We start from the raw sequence: 18,543 nt of genomic DNA, 5'->3' as shown, positions 1-18,543 counted from the left end.
TATTACGGAGTCACTACAAATTCGAACCCCCCTACATTTATCCTTGCCAATATGCCTCGCCGCTATCACATGTACATGTGCATGTAATGTTACCTACCCCTACCACCTACTGACTTACGGTTAATAGACACGTTGCGTATTGACGCAAGTGATAAGCGGTTACGGAAACCCTATGGCCGTTTAGTGTCTACCCGTAAAGGGCTATAGATTGATTTATAAGACATTACAAATAATCGTAATTAAAAAATTGAAATGACCAGAATTAGACATAAAATTTGCCTCTTCGTGTTGTTGCTGTCGCAGGCGATTGCCAGCGCGCAGCAGACCACCCCTTTGATAAATTCCACGTTAGATGGGGTTGTGGTCGATGCAATAACGAAAGAGCCATTAGCTGAAGCCACCATACAGATTGAAGGAGTGACACATAGTACCAAAACCGATGACCATGGGAAGTTTCAATTCGTGACAGGACAAAGATTTCCATACACGTCGATTGTATCCTATATCGGTTATAAGACAAAGACCGTTGTTGCTACAGGTAGCCCAATTATCATCGAACTGGAACGCAATCACAGTGCAATCGATGAGATTGAGGTTGTGGGATACACCAAGACCAAGCGAAGCGCTTTGACCAGTGCCATTCAAGTGGTGAAAGGGGAAGACTTATCCCAAGCACCTTACACCAGCATCGTTGAGAAGCTGCAGGGACAGGTACCCGGCTTATTGATAACGAATGATTCAGGTACTCCGGGCACGTCGGTGTTGGTACGTCTCCGGGGCACAAATTCGATAACAGGTGGCAGTGATCCCCTCTACATAGTGGACGATGTCATCATCAACAGCGACAACCTTCAGGGGACGAATCTCGGTGGACAACTAGTCAATCCCTTGTCAGATATCAGCCCAACGGATATAGAATCAATAACAGTGCTCAAGGATGCGAATGCTACTGCAATCTATGGCTCTCGTGGTGCGAACGGCGTCATTCTGATTAAAACCAACCGGGGGCGAGCACAGGCCAGGCCACGTGTAAACTTCGGCTTGCAAACAGGTACATCCACCACACGCAACCTATGGGAACTCGTCACGGGCGAAGAGCACGCAACAATCGTCAACGAAGCGTTTGTTAACAGCGGCGGCCTCTATGAGAATCGGCCGTTCCGGCCAGTGGAAGAAGCGACGGCGGCGTTTCCAGCATGGGGTTTGCCCGAGGAACAGCAAACATACGACCGATTGGGGAGCATCTGGCGTACTGCCATATCACAACGCTACAATCTGTCGATCGCAGGTGGAGGGGCCAGTTCCAATTTCTACATCGGTGGCGAATACCTGGATCAGCCATCCACGGTGAAAGCACAAGACTTTTCTCGCTACACGTTTCGAGTGAACCTTGATTACAAAATCAATGACCGATTTAAAATTGGAACGAGCAACAACCTATCCGCCACACCCCGGAAGCTTATCCGCGTGGGCGACGGTGGCACTGGCCTTTTCCAAGCCGCATTGCACACGCCGACGTTTTTTCCCATCATTGACAGTGACGGACAATACACTACCCATTTCACGTTTGACAACGTCTTGGCGATGCTGGAAAATACGGACACCAGATCCAACAGCTTGCGGACCGTCAATAACGTGTTTGGCGAGTTGAAGGTGTTCCCGTCCTTGACTTTCAAGTCCAGCTGGAGTGTAGATTACAATATCTATAAGGAAGACACCTACTTCAACACCAAATTACGTACCGGTTTACCCGCAGGTGCTGCGGAGTACCGCAATACAGAGCGGGCTACTTTCACGGCAGACCAGTTGTTGAATTACAACAAGTCTTTTGCAAGCAACGACCTAGCGGTATTTCTGGGTACCAGTTACCAGTATACGGACAAAGCAGGACAGGTCATTACCGGAAGCCAGTTCCCGAGCGACCAACACCGGACCATCGCCTCGGCAGGCGTTCGAAACGGCACCACAACAGCCTCGTCCAACGCATTGCTTTCTTATTTCGGCGGGGTGAATTTTTCGTATAAAGAACGTTATGTCATTGACGGTACTTTCCGGGCGGATGGCTCCTCCCGTATAGGCAAAGACCATCGTTGGGGCTATTTCCCCGCGGCAGGAGTAAACTGGCGAATTAGCAATGAACCATTCTTCCCGAAATCAGATATTATCAATGAACTCCGCCTGAAAGCGAGTTGGGGCTTGACGGGAAATGCGTCGGTTGGCGACTTCCAATCGCTTGGCCTATGGGAAGGCAACCAAAACTATGGAGACTTAGCCGGGATTGCACCATCGCAAATGGCCAATGCCGACTTACGGTGGGAAACCACGGCGCAATGGAACGTCGGGTTGTCCGGTATTTTGTTTAAACAACGCTTGGATTTTGAGATCAGCTACTATGATAAATACACGAAAGATTTGTTGCTAAACAGTTTTCCTGTGCAGGATATCACTGGATTTTCTGCTATTACCTATAATGCAGGAGAAATCAGCAACCAAGGTGTCGAATTGATCGTCAACTCAGAGAATCTCAATAACAAAGACTTGTCATGGCGCACCACCTACACCATTTCGCGTAATACCAACAAGGTTGAAAAATTGCTACAACCCATCACAGGGGGCTATCGGCAGTTCCGACTGGAAGAGGGACACCCGATTTCGTCGATCTGGGTACACAAGCAGTTGGGTGTGGATCCTCAGACCGGCAATGTTATTTACGAGGACGTGGACGGCGATGGCCAAATCACGCAAGCGGATCGGCAATTGCTGGGAAGCGTTTGGCCAGATTTCGAAGGAGGGCTGCGAAACTCACTTTCCTACAAGCGCTTCGACTTGAACGTGAACATTACCTACCGCTGGGGTAATAGACTCTATAACTATACCAAGTATTTCTTGGAGTCGGGTGGTGTGCGGTCAACCGAACGCGCCATGCAAAAAAGTCAGCTCAATTACTGGAAGAAACCGGGAGATACCAACGTTTTACCCAGGCTTTCATCGGCGACGAATCCGGATGGAAGTCGTAATTATGAACCCGCGAGTGCCAACAGCTACAGTAGCCGATTTTTGGAAGATGCTTCGTTCTTAAGGGTGAAAGATATAACCCTAGGATATTCACTTCCTTCACAATGGGTGCGATCCGTCGGCTTCGCGGGTGCGAAGGCAACATTCACCGCGGCAAACCTCATCACGCTGACAAAGTATTCCGGCCCTGACCCGGAAGCCAACTCGCAAACGAATCGGGATTTCGTCTTAGGCATGGATTTTAACACGGTACCCCAACCCGTCAGTTTTCTATTTGGTATAAATGCAAATCTATAATCACTTCAAAACAACCATGAAACAGTATAAAAGAATCCTATTCTCGTTCATTCCCCTTGTCCTTTTCTCCTCGTGCTCCGGACTACTCGACCTAGAGCCTGAGACGCAAGTATCTGACCAAGGGGTAATCTCCGATAAACGTACCTCGCTGGCGGCATTGTATGGCATCTACAACAACTTACAGAGTAGTTATCCAACTACTGTGACCGCTTTCAACCTGGCTGGCGATAACGTGATTACCTATGCCAATCCAACCATTATCGTGCCGGACCGGAATGTGGAAGACAACGGCGGAGCACCATTTTCGGCGCTTTACGTAACCATCAACCGAGCCAACTTCATCATCCATCGTGTGCCTGGCGTGGTCGATAACCAATTCACCTCGGCCGAACGTAACCAAATTATCGGTGAGGCGTACTTCTTGCGTGCTCTGACCTACTTTGACCTAGCGCGCTTTTATGGCGGCGTGCAGCTCATTACAAAACCTACCGAACGTATCGATACCCACAAAGGCCTAAAACGGAGTTCACTGCCAGCCACGTATGAACAGGTATTGGCAGACCTCAACGAAGCGGAGAGGCTGATTACCAACACCACCGACCGAAGCAGGGCTACCGTCTATGCTGTTTACGCCCTTAAAGCGCGCCTGTTTCTCTACACGGAACAATGGGATCAAGCCGAAGAATACGCGTCCAAAACTATTGCGACAAGTGGCCTGGCGTTGGTTAAGCCTTATACGGCGTTCTATACGACGAAGCTCAGCAACGAGTCTATCTTCGAAATCGTATTTACGGCCGCAGATGCCAACACCTATTGGCGGAGCTACCTCTCTCGCGATGATGGCGGCAATCAGACGTATGTGCCCGAAGCATCGCTGATCGCTGCATTGCGCGACTCGGAACGGGGCGGCACACGCCAACAGGTGCTTCGCGAATCCTCGCAGGAACCAGGTTTATTCGCTATTCAACTTTATAACAAAAAGGACGGAACCGGATCGCTGTTCGTATTGCGGCTTGCCGAACAGTACCTCATACGCGCGGAAGCACGCGCGCGTAAAACCAACGCCGATATCGCCGCGGCAATCGAAGATATCCGGGCGGTACAAGCCCGCGCGGAGGTGACCAGCGTGCTAGAATTGACCGCAACGTCTGCCGCTGAGGACGTATTGGCGGCAATTGAGCACGAGCGGCGGTTAGAACTTGCCTTCGAAGGCCATCGATTCAGCGATCTCGTCCGCACCGGCCGTGCAGGCGAAGTACTTGGGGAATATAACGCGCTATTGAAAGAATCTTACCAATGGGTATTCCCAATACCGGCAAGCTCGGTCGAAAAGGATCCCGCATTGGAGCAAAATCCGGGATTCGAATAAAGTAAACACTATAAATAATGAAAAAAATAGTATTAATTAGCTGCTTGGCGCTGTCAGCAAGCTTGGCAACGGCACAATCACCTATCAAAACGAGTTCCGGGGACACCCGTCACGGTCCGACACGAGGTTCTCTCCTCATCATTGGGGGTAGTGTGGGGACAACGGCATCCATTTGGGAAAAATTCGTTGAGTTGGCCGGTGGGAAAGCCCACGCGAACATCGTCGTCATAACTGCGGCTGCAGGGGATTCATCGGCTTGGGACGAGCGGCATGTTACAACTATCAAGGAAATAACTGGGGTGTCGCGCATTCGCTTATTGCATACTACCTCGATTCAAGAGGCCAATACCGAGGCATTTGTCGAACCAATTCGCCAGGCTACCGGCATCTACTTTATCGGCGGTAGGCAATGGCGTATCGCAGATTACTACCTCAACACCTTGGCCCATCAAGCCTTTTTGGAAGTGTTGGATCGCGGTGGTGTCTTGGCAGGCAGCTCTGCGGGAGCCAGCATCCAGGGGTCGCTGCTTTGGCGCGGAGACACCAGTGGATCCGATGTATTGCTCGGCGATCACACACAGGGATTGGCCTTCTTGAAAAACTCGGTGATAGACCAACATCTTCTGAAAAGGAATCGTCAATTCGACCTCATTGATGTAGTGAGAAGCACGCCCAAACTGATCGGGATCGGGCTAGACGAGGCAACAGCTGTATGGGTACAACGCGATACGCTGGAGGTGATTGGCAATTCATACGTTGCGATATATAATCACAAAACCATCGTCAATGGTGGACATCCTTTCCTATTCTTGAGCCATGGCCAGAAATACGACCTAAATAAGCGCGAAACCATCCAGGAGCGGCGAAGCCGGCGCGAACCACCACCTGCGGAAGAGCGATAACATACCCGATATCACTTAAAAGAAGATCATGGCAACTTTATTCAACAGAAACAACGGGCAGGCATGGCGGTCCTATGAAAAGGCAATTTTTCGCTTTGTATTTATCTATTTCATCCTCCAATCGGTACCTTTGGATTGGAAGTATTTCGCCAACCTACTCTCCATCAATTGGCTGCAGCTCGGTCTTAATGATTTTTTCAACATCAGCCGGTATACCCCGCAGTTACTTGGACAGGAAACCACGCCCGATTTCTGGGGGCTCAATACGCTGGGCGACTGGGCCATCATTGCCTTGCTTTCCGTGGTGATAGCCGCGTTGTGGCATTGGTGGGAAAAGCGGAAACCACTACGTTTCAGTTACGACGATTTGTATTATGCGCTCCGGGTGATTCTCCGTTACCGGCTAGCGCTAGGCGTGATTGCCTACGGCCTCATTAAAGTATTCCCGCTACAGGCTCCTTATCCCTCGATCAGCAATTTGAATACCGATTACGGTGATCTTGCGGCCTGGAAAATATTTGTGCTTTCATTGGGCGTAGCACCAACCTTCGAAACGTTCCTGGGCAGCCTGGAGCTATTGGGTGGGTTGCTGTTGTTGTGGCGTCGCACTACGGCGCTTGGGGCGTTCCTGATTGTGATTTTCTATGGTAACGTGGTTTTGTCCAACCTAGCGTACGAAGGAAACGAAACAATTTATGCGCTCTATTTGCTACATATCGCGGGTTTCCTGCTTTTGTATGACGCCCAACGCATCATCAACGTATTTTCGCTGAACAGGCCGGGACAGCCCGATACCTACCGCCCTAATTTCGCGCATGCCTGGCAACGGAACCTACGCATCGGGCTGAAGGCTTTTTTTGTGTTCCTTTTCATTGGCGTATTTGGGATTCAAACTTATCGCGCGTACGGCGAAAGACCTTATCATTATCCTCAAGCAAACGGGCTACCCGATGCCTCGGGCATTTACAACGTACAGGAGTTTGTCTGGAATGGGCAAGCACGACCCTATGCTAAAGATGATTCTGTGCGTTGGAAGGATGTGGTATTCGAGACTTGGTCTACGCTGAGCGTCAAAACAGCGGCACCCGTTATCCCTTGGCTCGGGGGTATCGAAACCATCCACTCGCACGACGCGGATCGCCTGTTTGAGCTCGATGGCACACAAGGTAGGCACTATTACCACTATACAATTGACGGCGATAATCAGGTACTCCACCTGCAGAACAAAAATCCGCATTATCCGGATGATCGGTTTGACGTCCGCTACGAACGACCTGACGTGGATACAATCATATTGTCGGGCGTGACTTCGAGTGGAGACTCTCTTTCAGTGTTGTTGGGTCGCCTGGACAAAAAGTATCTTCTAGAGGAAGTCCGCAAATCTGGGCGCCGCGGAGGTTTAGTATTGTAGAAAATTAGCAACAAATCACATGGCTCAGCAACACGCAACACAGGCGGAAAACGGGACACGCCCTTGGAACCAGTTCCAGAAAATAGCCTTCCGTATCAGTTTCATCTATATCATCCTCTTGGTCGTTCCTTCGGGGATTTTCTCCTGGCCGCCCAATTTCGGATGGTTTCAGCAATGGTTTAACCTCGATTGGACCAACCTGCATTACCGAGACCTGTACAGCATTGCACGTTATCAACCTTCATTTCCGCAGGTAAGCCAATGGTTCGGTATTCCCCGCCTCGAAGGCCACGGCATCTGGGTTACCTTGCTCGTAATTTCAACAATCGGTGGGCTGGTGTGGACGTTGATCGACCGCAAACGGCAATCATACAATACCTTGTACTACTGGTCTTTGGTGATTGCACGATTCCGTGCCGGGATTGGCATCATCGGTTTCGGATTTACCAAGGTGCTACCGGTCCAGATGCCCTATCCGTCTGAAGGGCTGCTCAATACCCATTTCGGTGATTTTACCGGACAGAAAATATATTGGCTTTCCATTGGTATCGTGCCTTGGTACCAAGTATTTACCGGTATCGTAGAACTAACGGCGGGAACATTGCTGTTCTTTCGCCAGACCACGGTGTACGGTGCGGCACTGCTGTTCGGTGCATTGGGCAGCATTACGCTGGTAAACCATGTTTATGATGGTGGCGTGCAGACGTACGCGGCCTACTTCGTCGTGTTGGGCGTGTACATATTCGCCTACTACGTGCCCCGGATCTACCGCTTGTTCATCAAACAGGAATATACGTTTCCTGTAGACCTTTGGCCTACGTTCCCGGAAAAGTGGCAGCGTGCTGTGCGCTTGGGACTGAAAGTAGCTGTAATCGGGCTGTTCCTGGGCGTATTCTATTTTCTGCAACTCAACAACTACTGGTATGATCCGTACAAGCAACCTTCCACGGCAGGCGTGAAGCCGCTAAGGGGGTATTATCATGTTGCCGAGTTCAAGATCAATGGCACAGAAATACCCTACTCGCCATTGGACACGATCCGATGGCAGGAAGCTACCTTTGAACGATGGAGCACCTTGACCTTCCGCGTCAATAGACCGACACGGCTGGATTTGTCAAACGGGGGTGGAAGTCCTATCCGGGATCTAGATCGAACATTCGAAATCGCCGGAACCGGTGGTGGGCAACGTGTATTTCATTACTACGCAGACACGGCCGAACGCACACTGTATTTACAAGATAAGATCCGTAAAAGCGGTGGCTTTGGTGTTGTTGAGGGCGGAGAAATTGCCCCTAGACGAGTTCCGGACTCGCGACAGATGCCGGCGGCTGATGGCCCTCAACAGAGTACTCGAAGCCAAGCGTCGAGACGTAATACAAATCGGGAAGCACAGACCGTAAATCGCCGGGGTGGTCTTCAACTCGACTCGATAGCTGACCCGTTGGGTACGGAATGGATCAGTGAAGCGGCTTGGCAACGCATCGGCGACGAGAACTCTTTTATCGACCCGCGAGGCGCCACCTCCCGGAGATCACGGGAATTGTCTCGCCCGCAACGCCCATCAAACCGCAACAAAATGATCCTGAACTACCAGACCGACGATGGAAGCCGTGTCGTGCTGACCGGCATCAATGAAAACCGCGATTCGATTTACGTAGTGCTTCAACGCAAAGATCGGAACTACCTATTGTCACGAAGCACGTTGGATGCGGGTAAATATGACTAAAACTAATTCGATACCATTATTATAAAAAATGGATTCTTTATTTGTAGTTTTGGATAAGTACGAAAACACGCTGTGCTCAAGGAAAAAACAATCAATTGGTAGTAGTATTGCAAGTAAATGTCCAGTAAAATCATTATTGCCGGCGGAGCAGGTGTATTAGGGATGTTACTGTCAGATGTATATACTGAGCAGGGTTGGGAAGTTGTAGTGTTGAGCCGTACTGGATTTCGGGTTTCGGGAAATATAAGATATACCTACTGGAATGGTTATACTTTAGGGGATTGGACCCGCGAACTCGAGGGTGCAACAGCAGTAATCAATTTGGCGGGCCAATCCATCAATACACGCTTTACAGCGAAGAAGAAACAGGAAATACTGGATTCTAGAGTGCTGACAACGACGTTGATCGGAGATGCCATTGCCGGCTGCAAACACCCCCCGGCCGTTTGGATAAATGCCGGTGGAATTTCGATTTTCGAGCCCTCATCGACGTTGTTTACCGAGCAGGATCCGCCCAACGGTACTGGTTTTCTGGCGCAGGTTTCAAAGCAGTGGGAGGCCGCCTTCGCTGACGCGAACGTTCCGGCCACGAGGAAGGTGCAACTTCGGATAAGTTCCGTATTGCTCTCCAAAGGTGGGATGCTCGACCCCTTGGTTAAATTGGTGCGACTGGGTTTGGGTGGCACCGTCGGTCCGGGCAATCAATATGTTTCTTGGATACACGAACGCGACTTCGCGAAGTTGGTCGGCTGGATAATCACGAATGACTCCGTGGAGGGAATCGTCCATGCGTGCAGCCCGAATCCGGTAACGAATAAAGCATTTATGGAAGCCTTGCGCAGGAGATTACGCGTGTCAATCGGTATCCCCGCGCCGGCCTGGGCGGTACGATTGGGGGCACGCGTCATCGGAACGGAACCCCAATTGGCGTTGGATGGACATCGTGTGGTGTCGAAGATACTGCGCGATGAGGATTTTCGGTTTGATTATCCTGACGTAGCCCATGCCCTTGATAACCTACTGTTGTAATTGTCATGATGAACGATGATTGAAAACACAATGCCGTCTTCATGAGTTCCGCATCCTGAAATCGGCCTTCCCGAAATCTCCCATATAGTTAAAAGACAACGTAAACGGCACGCCTAATTATACCTATACCAGATGGGCTCGCTTTATTGACGCAATAAATGGATTCATGCACGGTTGTGTGGCCCGAAAACCCGACATGGAGCTATTCCGACGGAAATGCGAACAATATATACCTAAATAGCGCATAATTTATACGTTTTAAAGTCTACTAACTTAGTATACTTTTGCTTCATGAAAATTAATAATGACTGTATGGACAAACCGTGTGTATTGACTCAATACCTTGAGAATCGCCGTTGCTATACGGGGACACCCGATCCCTGTCGAATGTGGCGCTGCATGTACTAGACCAATCTGTTTTTTTGCCGCTTAGCGGAGTTTTGTTCCCTTTAATTTGAAATTTTATGACTAAAACATTACGACGTTGTGACGCAACGACACGCTATTTCCATCAAATATTTTACTATTCGACTCTAGCGTTAGTTTTTGCGTTGATGCCTATCCTGCTGCAAGCGCAGGAAACCAAGCCCTTGATTAACTCCACGTTGGATGGCGTGGTGGTCGATGCAGTCACCAAGCGACCTCTTGAAGGTGCTTCTTTGCAGTTGTTAGGCGTTACGCATAGCACTAAGACCGACAGCCGTGGCCAATTCCGTTTCGTAACTGGCCAAAAGTTCCCCTACACAATTACCGTATCCTTTGTCGGCTATAAGACAAAGGAGGTCGTTGCCGATGGCAGCCCCCTCACAATTGAGCTGGAGCAGGATGCCACAGGCTTGGATGAGGTTGTGGTTGTTGGTTATGCTACCCAGAAACGGAGTGACCTGGTTGGATCGGTAACGAAAGTGAATCCCGAAAACCTGAAGAACATCCCGGTTGCCAGTGTGGATGCGCAACTCCAGGGCGCTGCCGCGGGCGTCCAAATCAATTCCAACACCGGTGTTCCGGGTGATGGGATACACATACGCGTCAGGGGGGCAACCTCTATTAACGCGACGAATAATCCGCTTTTTATCATAGACGGAACCTATGTAAACAATACATCGCTGCAAACATTCGATACCGGCGGGCGTGCAACCTCGCCGCTGGCCGATATTTCGCCTGCTGATATAGAGAGTATCGAGGTGTTGAAAGATGCAACGGCGACTTCCATTTACGGTGCTCGGGGCGCCAATGGGGTGGTCATCATCACGACTAAGCGGGGCGCGTATCAATCGCGCCCTAAGTTGCAGGTGAATTATTCGCAGGGCACGGCAAAAGCCGTAAAATTGTGGGAACTGACCACCGGCCCCGAACACGCTACCCTGGTGAACGAGTGGAACCGAAACAATGGCCTGCCCGAACCGTACCGCCCGGTTTCGGAAGGCGGGCGTGGATTGCCTGAAGAGCAACAAACCTACGATCGACAAAGCTTGGTGTTCCGGACAGCGAAACTATTGAATGCGGATGCTTCGATTACGGGTGGAACGGATAAAACGACCTATTATTTGGGTGGAAGTTATACCAGTCAGGAATCAATATTGAAGCCAATTCACCTGAAACGCACAAGCGTAAAATTGAACTTGGATCAAAAATTGACGAACTGGGCTACCTTCGGTGCGAGCAACAGCTTCAATATAACCGATCGAAATCAGGCGCGGGCGGGTGATGGCCCGCAGGGAGGAATGCTGCAAGCTGCCATCAACTCACCTACTATAACTCCGATATTCTATCCGGACGGAACCCCGGGTTTTTCAGCGGGATTTGACAATCCGCAATTGTTGATAGACAATTATGATATCGGCTCAAAAAGCCTACGGTACCTGGGCAACGTCTTTGCCGAATTAAAATTCCTGGAAAAGCTTACGTTCAAATCCAGCTTTGGCGTGGATTACAACAATTACAACGAACACGAATACTGGAATTCGAAATTGCTGCTGGGAAGGGCTCCCACGAATGGTCTGGCCACTTCGGCGCTTTCGCAGTATACTACTTGGGTCAACGAGCAGACGATTGCCTATAATGATGTGTTCGAAGATAGGCATACATTGGGCATCCTCTTCGGAAACACCTTGCAAGGTGAGGTATTGGAACTGACACAAGCGGAGGGCCGGGGTTTTCCCAATGATAATTTCAAGATTATTTCAGCGGCGGCAAACCGAACAGGATCGCAATCGTGGAGTAAAGCTACCTTGGCGTCGTTTTTCGGGCGGGTTGATTACAATTTTAGCAATAAATACTACCTGGATTTTACCTTCCGTGCTGATGGGTCGTCGCGGTTTGGCGAGAACAATCGGTGGGGTTATTTCCCCGCTGTCGGCGGTGCCTGGCGGGTGAACGAAGAAGACTTCCTGAGAGGGGTGCAGGCAATCAGCAACCTCAAACTAAGGGCAAGCTACGGGGTGTTGGGAAATCAAGGAGGAATTGCCGATTTTGCTTCAAAGGTGCTCTGGAATGGGGTGGCACCTTACACATTGGACGGGGCAGGAGACTATGCCGGGATTTCGCCGGAACAGTTGGGTAACCCAGACCTTAAATGGGAAGAAACAAGCCAGTTCAACGTGGGGGTCGATCTAGGCTTGCTGGCCAACCGGATAAACCTCGAATTCAATTATTATTCGAAATACACGAAAGATGCCTTGTTGCAGATTCCGGTTCCTGCGCTCTTGGGTTACGAAAGCTATTTCGCCAATGCAGGCGAAATCAGCAATCGGGGCTTCGAATTTTCCATCAATTCGGTCAACGTCCGGGCCAAGGATTTTCAATGGAGTACGAACTTCAATATCTCCCATAATGATAACAAGGTGGAAAAGCTGGAGACACCGTTGAGTTACTACAGCCGTGGTTGGGTACGCGTCGAAGAGGGATATCCACTGCAATCCTGGTACCTGTGGGAGCAGCTTTATGTGGATCCAAACACCGGAGACGCTGTATTCCGGGATGTCGATGACAATGGGGTGATCAACGACGCCGACCGACAAATACTGGGAACGGCCCAACCAAAATACTTCGGGGGGCTTTCCAATACATTTAACTACAAACAGTTCGATCTGAATTTTCTCTTTACGTTTCAGCAAGGGAATAAAGTGCTGAACCTGATGCGGTTCTTCGGTGAGCGCGGAGGACAACTGGATGTCAACCGGATTTTGTTCAAAAGCCAACTGGACCGCTGGCAACAACCGGGCGATGACACCACCGTACCGCGTTTGGTGGCTGGGGATAATTACGGCCGGCAACAGAGTTCACGTTACCTTGAAGACGGCTCATTCGTCCGTTTAAAAAACCTGGTGCTAGGTTACACTCTGCCTCGACAAGCAACAAAATATGCAGATATACGCTTTTATGTGCTGGCCAGCAACATACTGACATTCACCAAGTACACAGGTCCCGACCCGGAATCCAATGTGTCGTCAGAGCAGAACATCCAGGGTTTGGATCAGGGTACGCCGCCTCAGCCACGTTCCTTCCAGTTCGGAGTTAACCTCACATTTTAGAACTAAGTATTGAAAAAAAATGAAGACAATCTTATATAGTTTGAGCAGTGCCTTGCTATTGCTTACATCATGCGAATCGTTTCTCACGGTTGAGCCAAAGGAAGAGCTCTCCGGAACGAATGCTATTACCGATGGGGCATCGGCTTTAACAGCCATCAACGGTGTGTACAACGGGCTTGGAGCCGATGCATACTACGGATGGACCTATCCCGCTTTCGGCTACCTATCCGGAGACAACGTACAGTGGACCGGTTCCCAGAATTTCGTACAGCAGTTTATCGATCATGATATTAGCACTGATAATACCTACATTGCACAAGGGTGGGCCGGCATTTACGAGGTGATTGATCGAGCAAACCACGTGATAGCCGCCGTCCCTGGCTTGCCATTGCAAAACGATTTTGATCAGGCAACAAAAGACCAATACACAGGGGAGGCCCACTTTATCCGGGGGTTGGCCTATTTTGATTTGGCCCGTGCATGGGGCGGCGTACAGATCGTTACGGAACCCACGTTGTCCAGTTCGGATAAACGGGGGATTCCGCGGAGCAGCTTGGATCAGACATATGCCCAAGTACTCGCAGACTTGGATCAGGCCTTTGCGCTGCTTCCCGAAACCGTCAACCGTTTCCGGGCGACGAAGAACACGGTACGTGCTTTGAAAGCTCGCTTTCATTTATATCAAGGAGACTGGGCGCTGGCCGAACAATTTGCCACGGAAATCATCAATCAAACGAACAACTACGAGCTAATCGGACCGTACGGTTCATTTTTTACCGACAATGTCCGGGGGACAAAGGAATCCATTTTCGAACTATTCTACAGTGCAAACAATACAAACGGACATCGTACGTTCTGGCAGTCAAGTATCAATGGCGGACAGCGGCAATGGGCGCCGAATGATGCGTTGGTGGCCCTGTTGAATACGCCAACTACGGGTGGGAACCGAAATGTCCTGATTGCACAAGACAATCAAGGGAAATGGTATGGAAATCTCTACTACCGAAGCCCGTTTACGGATCCAGCTTACATCCTTCGTATCGCGGAACAATACCTAATCCGAGCAGAGGCCAAAGCGCGCATTGGCGAGGACCTTACCGGTGCCCTTGCAGATTTGAATGCCGTACGGTTGCGTGCGGGGCTGGAAGCGTTGGAAGGGCTTAACGCCGATGGAATTTTGCTGGCTATCGAGAATGAACGCCGGTTGGAGTTTGCGTTGGAAGGTGACCGGTGGTTCGATTTGGTACGGACAGAGCGGGCAACGGAAGTATTGGATGTGACAGATCCCAATAAGCTGCTTTTCCCAATTCCATACAACCAAACAGTGGTCGACGACCTTGATCCGAACCCCGGGTATTGATGCAGGTGTAGCGAGTATAAAAGAAGTTCAAACAATAATATAACATGGCAACTCAACATCACACCGTACAGGGATCGCAAAAACATCGCACGCAGGATTGGTTGATTCGCTTTGCGCTGATTTATTTCCTGTTGCAGACCATTCCGTTCCAATGGAGTTTTTATGCTCAGCTCTTCGCATTGCGCTGGGATACCTTCGTGATCGATGTGTTGAACCTGGTACTTTTCACGCCTCATTTTTTCGGGCCGGAGAGTACGTTTCTGGATTGGATCGTGTTAGCAGTAATCGCGGCTGTAGCGGTCATTTTATGGCAACGCAGTGAACGGATAAAGCCCGTGCGCCTCAATCACGACGACCTGTACTATTACCTGCGGGTGCTCGTGCGTTACCGGCTAGCCGCAGCATTATTTGTGTTCGGATTCGTCAAGCTGTTTCCCTCGTTTGCGCCCGAGCCATCCATCAGCCACCTCAACACGGGATACGGTTATTTCGGCCACTGGAAACACTTCATTCTGAGCCTGGGCGTGGCACCAGCCTACCTATCCTTCCTGGGTTTGGTCGAAGTGGCGTCTGCCCTCCTGTTGCTCTTCAGACGTACGGCTTTCCTTGCCGTAATTTTTATCCTTCCGTTCTATGGTAATGTATTCCTTTCGGACCTTGCATATGAAGGGACCGGGTATGTGTATTCGCTATTCTTGCTGTCATTAACGTTCGTGTTGTTTCTTTATGATGCTCAGCGGTTTGCGCAACTGACGATACACCTCCAGCCCACCCGGCCATCGTCATTCCGGTTCAGCTGGGCCGATAGTCCGATACGCCTGTGGCGCATCGGACTTAAAGGTGCTTTTGCCCTACTGTTTGTCGTGGTATTCGGTGCGAAGAGCTATGCGATTTACAAACATGGCACACTGCACTATCCCGAGACGCCCGGGTTGGAAGGCGCAGCGGGAATCTATAACGTCGGCCTGTTCGTGGTCAACGGCGACACCATCGCTTATTCACCGGATCATCCTACACGTTGGAGGGACGTCGTCTTTGAGAAATGGAATACGGTGAGTATCCGTTCGAACAGCACGGTTACGGAAAATCGATACAACGGTATCAAGCTGGAGCGGGTAGATAGCCTGCGCAGCTACGAGTATGCACTAGCGGGCGACCGTCAGTATTACTCGTATAATGGGCAAGGCGATCAGGGGCAATTGGTACTCCAAAACCGAAACCCGAACTATCCCGATGACCGCTTGTCGCTCGACATCGTACGGCTCAACAGCAAAACCATCGTCTTGGAAGGATTGAACGCAAACGGCGACTCCTTGCTGGCACGCTTGGATCGCCTTGACAAAAAATACCTCATCGAAGAGGTCAAGAAAGTCGGGCGCTTTACACTGGGCTTTAAATTATAACCAACTTGACCACGAAACGCCATGGCTGAATCAACAAACATTGGACAGGGATCCGCAGCAGGAACGCTTACCCAGACAGGAGGTACCGACAAGCAAAACACCGCACACCTAGACGTGCAAATAACGCCGCGTTGGCAGGGGTACCAGAAAGTCCTCTTCAGAATCGCCTTTATCTTCTTTATCGCATTATCCGTGCCGAATAACCCGTTGTGGTATAGTCACGTATTCCGGATTGATTGGACCAATCTAGATTATCGGGACCTATATGATATTTGCCGATTTGGATCGGGCATCAACCTTTTCGGTAATAGCTTTTTCGGCTATCGGCTATTGGGATTCGCCAATTGGCTGACGACGTTGCTTATCGCAACAGCAGGAGGATTAATCTGGACGTGGCTGGCCAAAGCGGCACGTCGTATCCCTCGAAACTTTGAACGGTGGTATTACTGGCTGAATCTGGTGGTAAGATACCGCGCTGGCTTGGGCATCATTGGCTTTGGTTTTACCAAGTTGCTACCGGTGCAAATGCCCTATCCATCGCTAGGGATACTGGATACGAATTATGGAGACCTCACGTCGCAAAAGATTTTCTGGATGTCTTTTGGCATTGTGCCGTGGTATCAGATTTTCGCGGGCGTGCTGGAAGTCGCAGCTGGTGCGCTCTTACTTTTCCGGAAAACCGTAGGTATCGGCGCGGCTTTGCTGGTCGGCACGTTGGGTGCGATTGCCGTGGTCAACTTCGCTTATGACGGCGGTGTACATGTTTACAGTTCGTATTTTGTATTGCTGGGGTTATTTCTTTTGGTGCCATACTACCATCCGTTCGCACGTGTATTCATCCATCAACTGCCTGCGCAGGTAAACCTCACTTTCCCTAGGTTCAACGGATTGGTACAGTATGCGCGAGTCACGATCAAATCCTTGATCCTATTCGTATTTATCGGCGTATTCTTCTACCTGCAATTGATCGACTTCCTGTACGACCCCTACAAACAACCGTCTACTGCTGGCGTGAAGGAATTGCGCGGAAATTACCAAGTGACGGAATTCAGGTTAAACGGTCGGGAAATCGCGTTCAATCCATTGGATTCCATCCGTTGGCAGTCAGCCACATTTGAAAACTGGTCTACCCTATCCTTTCGGGTAAACCGCCCCTTGGCGCTCGATCTGTCAAACGGTGGCGGAGACCCCAAACGGGATGTCAACCGTACGTTTGAGCTGTCCGGAGTAGCCGGTGGCCAACGCGCCTTCCATTACTACGTCGATACGGTTTCCAACACCCTGTACCTGGAGGATAAGTTTAAATTGATACCCGATGCCCGGAACGTAACGGCGGGCGCGGGTGGAGACGGCGGCGCACGTAGCCGCACGATCCGCACACTCTCGTCGGTAGATGAACCTGCCATCAGCAGGGAAGAGTGGATACCTGCAGACGTAAAGGCCCGTTTGGGCAACGAGGCTGAGTATGTGCATCCCCGGGCACGCACGACAAGGCGCTTACGCGAATTCGCACGGGCGGATGAACTCGCCGCCAGGGAAACCCGGGAGCGATTCATCGTCCAGTATCAAGCCCTCAACGGCGGAGACCGCGTAATCTTGAATGGCATCGATGAGAACCGGGACTCGCTTTACGTCGTTTTGGATCGGGTCGAAAAGGATTACAAGCTATCTAAAGGCAAATTGGAGGCAGGTAATTACCGTTAAATGGCTGCGCAACAAAACATGCAGAACCTGTCTGCAACAGCGTTGGATGTGCTGTAGGTGAATAATGACGAGTAAGTTATCATTGGGGTATTTTCGAGCGCACTTCAGGTATCTTGACAAGAAAATGGTAAACACTTCGCTTTTCGTCGACGGGCCGATAACCAAGGTACAGCTCGGTAGATTCTTGCACCAAGATTGGCCCGATGTAGAATCGGGCTCAATCGTTGTTTTTCAGGGATGGGTACAGACAGACGTGCTGGATGGCAAAGCGGTGGCTGCTATAAACTATACGGCACATCGAGATATGGGCGAACAGCGGTTGGCTGTTATCAAGAGGGAGTTGTTGAGTATGCACCCCAACAGTACGATGGTCGTTAAACATAGCTTGGGGCGCGTACATACGGGGGAATGCTTTTTTTTTGTGAAGGTGGTAGCTCCCCGGCGGGCCACCGCATCTAGCCTTTGTAAGCAGTTGGTAAATAGGATAAAGGCGGAGTTACCAATTTTGGGCGAACCGGCTTTCGAAGGAGGCTCTTACCAGGTGAAAGGAGCCGTTTAAAATACGGACACATTATCCCTAGATTTGTTTGATATATAAAAAAATCACGATGAAAACCGAGGAACAAGTTGACGAACCCGTATTACTAATCCGCGTAATTGGAAGATTGATGGGGCCGCTAGCAGCTCCTATTGGTAGATCTTTTAGGTCACGATTTCAGCGCGATAGTACTTGACTAGCCCCTCACAGTTTCCGCTTCGCACCAAGGGATAATGTAAATAGCATTACTACTATG

Annotated in this window: 11 protein-coding genes; all 11 read left to right on the top strand. The window is 50.1% G+C overall.

The features are described from left to right. The first annotated feature begins 252 nt into the window (after positions 1–252). The 11 genes from ACEVG1_RS03090 (at position 253) to ACEVG1_RS03040 (ending at position 18,308) form a co-directional block, all read left to right on the top strand. Entirely contained in the window at positions 253–3,312 is a 3,060-nt protein-coding gene (locus tag ACEVG1_RS03090) for a SusC/RagA family TonB-linked outer membrane protein (RefSeq protein ID WP_374742092.1), read from the top strand. A gap of 16 nt (positions 3,313–3,328) precedes the next feature. Next, positions 3,329–4,681, top strand: a complete 1,353-nt coding sequence (locus tag ACEVG1_RS03085) for a RagB/SusD family nutrient uptake outer membrane protein (RefSeq protein WP_374742091.1) — start codon at positions 3,329–3,331, stop codon at positions 4,679–4,681. A 17-nt stretch (positions 4,682–4,698) separates the two neighbouring features. Further along, positions 4,699–5,583 (top strand): cyanophycinase, encoded by an 885-nt coding sequence (locus ACEVG1_RS03080; RefSeq protein ID WP_374742090.1) that lies wholly within the window; start codon positions 4,699–4,701, stop codon positions 5,581–5,583. Positions 5,584–5,611: 28 nt separating this feature from the next. After that, positions 5,612–6,994 (top strand): DoxX family protein, encoded by a 1,383-nt coding sequence (locus tag ACEVG1_RS03075; RefSeq protein ID WP_374742089.1) that lies wholly within the window; start codon positions 5,612–5,614, stop codon positions 6,992–6,994. Between the two features lie 19 nt (positions 6,995–7,013). Continuing rightward, a complete protein-coding gene (locus ACEVG1_RS03070; RefSeq protein ID WP_374742088.1) occupies positions 7,014–8,720 on the top strand; it encodes a hypothetical protein in 1,707 nt (568 codons plus the stop codon). A 117-nt stretch (positions 8,721–8,837) separates the two neighbouring features. Continuing rightward, positions 8,838–9,749: a TIGR01777 family oxidoreductase gene (locus ACEVG1_RS03065; RefSeq protein ID WP_374742087.1), complete on the top strand. Its 912-nt coding sequence runs from the start codon at positions 8,838–8,840 to the stop codon at positions 9,747–9,749. Positions 9,750–10,303: 554 nt separating this feature from the next. Further along, positions 10,304–13,282 (top strand): SusC/RagA family TonB-linked outer membrane protein, encoded by a 2,979-nt coding sequence (locus tag ACEVG1_RS03060; RefSeq protein WP_374742086.1) that lies wholly within the window; start codon positions 10,304–10,306, stop codon positions 13,280–13,282. Positions 13,283–13,301: 19 nt separating this feature from the next. Then, positions 13,302–14,642 (top strand): RagB/SusD family nutrient uptake outer membrane protein, encoded by a 1,341-nt coding sequence (locus ACEVG1_RS03055; protein ID WP_374742085.1) that lies wholly within the window; start codon positions 13,302–13,304, stop codon positions 14,640–14,642. A gap of 44 nt (positions 14,643–14,686) precedes the next feature. Continuing rightward, entirely contained in the window at positions 14,687–16,045 is a 1,359-nt protein-coding gene (locus ACEVG1_RS03050) for a DoxX family protein (RefSeq protein ID WP_374742084.1), read from the top strand. A 21-nt stretch (positions 16,046–16,066) separates the two neighbouring features. Continuing rightward, on the top strand, positions 16,067–17,749 hold the full coding sequence (locus ACEVG1_RS03045) for a hypothetical protein (RefSeq protein WP_374742083.1): 1,683 nt from the start codon (positions 16,067–16,069) through the stop codon (positions 17,747–17,749). A 64-nt stretch (positions 17,750–17,813) separates the two neighbouring features. Beyond that, entirely contained in the window at positions 17,814–18,308 is a 495-nt protein-coding gene (locus tag ACEVG1_RS03040; RefSeq protein ID WP_374742082.1) for a molybdenum cofactor biosynthesis protein MoaE, read from the top strand. Positions 18,309–18,543: the final 235 nt, after the last annotated feature.

It is taken from the genome of Parapedobacter sp. 2B3, assembly GCF_041925275.1.
In the GTDB taxonomy this organism is placed as follows: Bacteria; Bacteroidota; Bacteroidia; order Sphingobacteriales; family Sphingobacteriaceae; genus Parapedobacter; species Parapedobacter pyrenivorans_A.
Note: the sequence above shows the minus strand (reverse complement) of the source record. Positions and strands in the feature narration are given on the sequence as shown.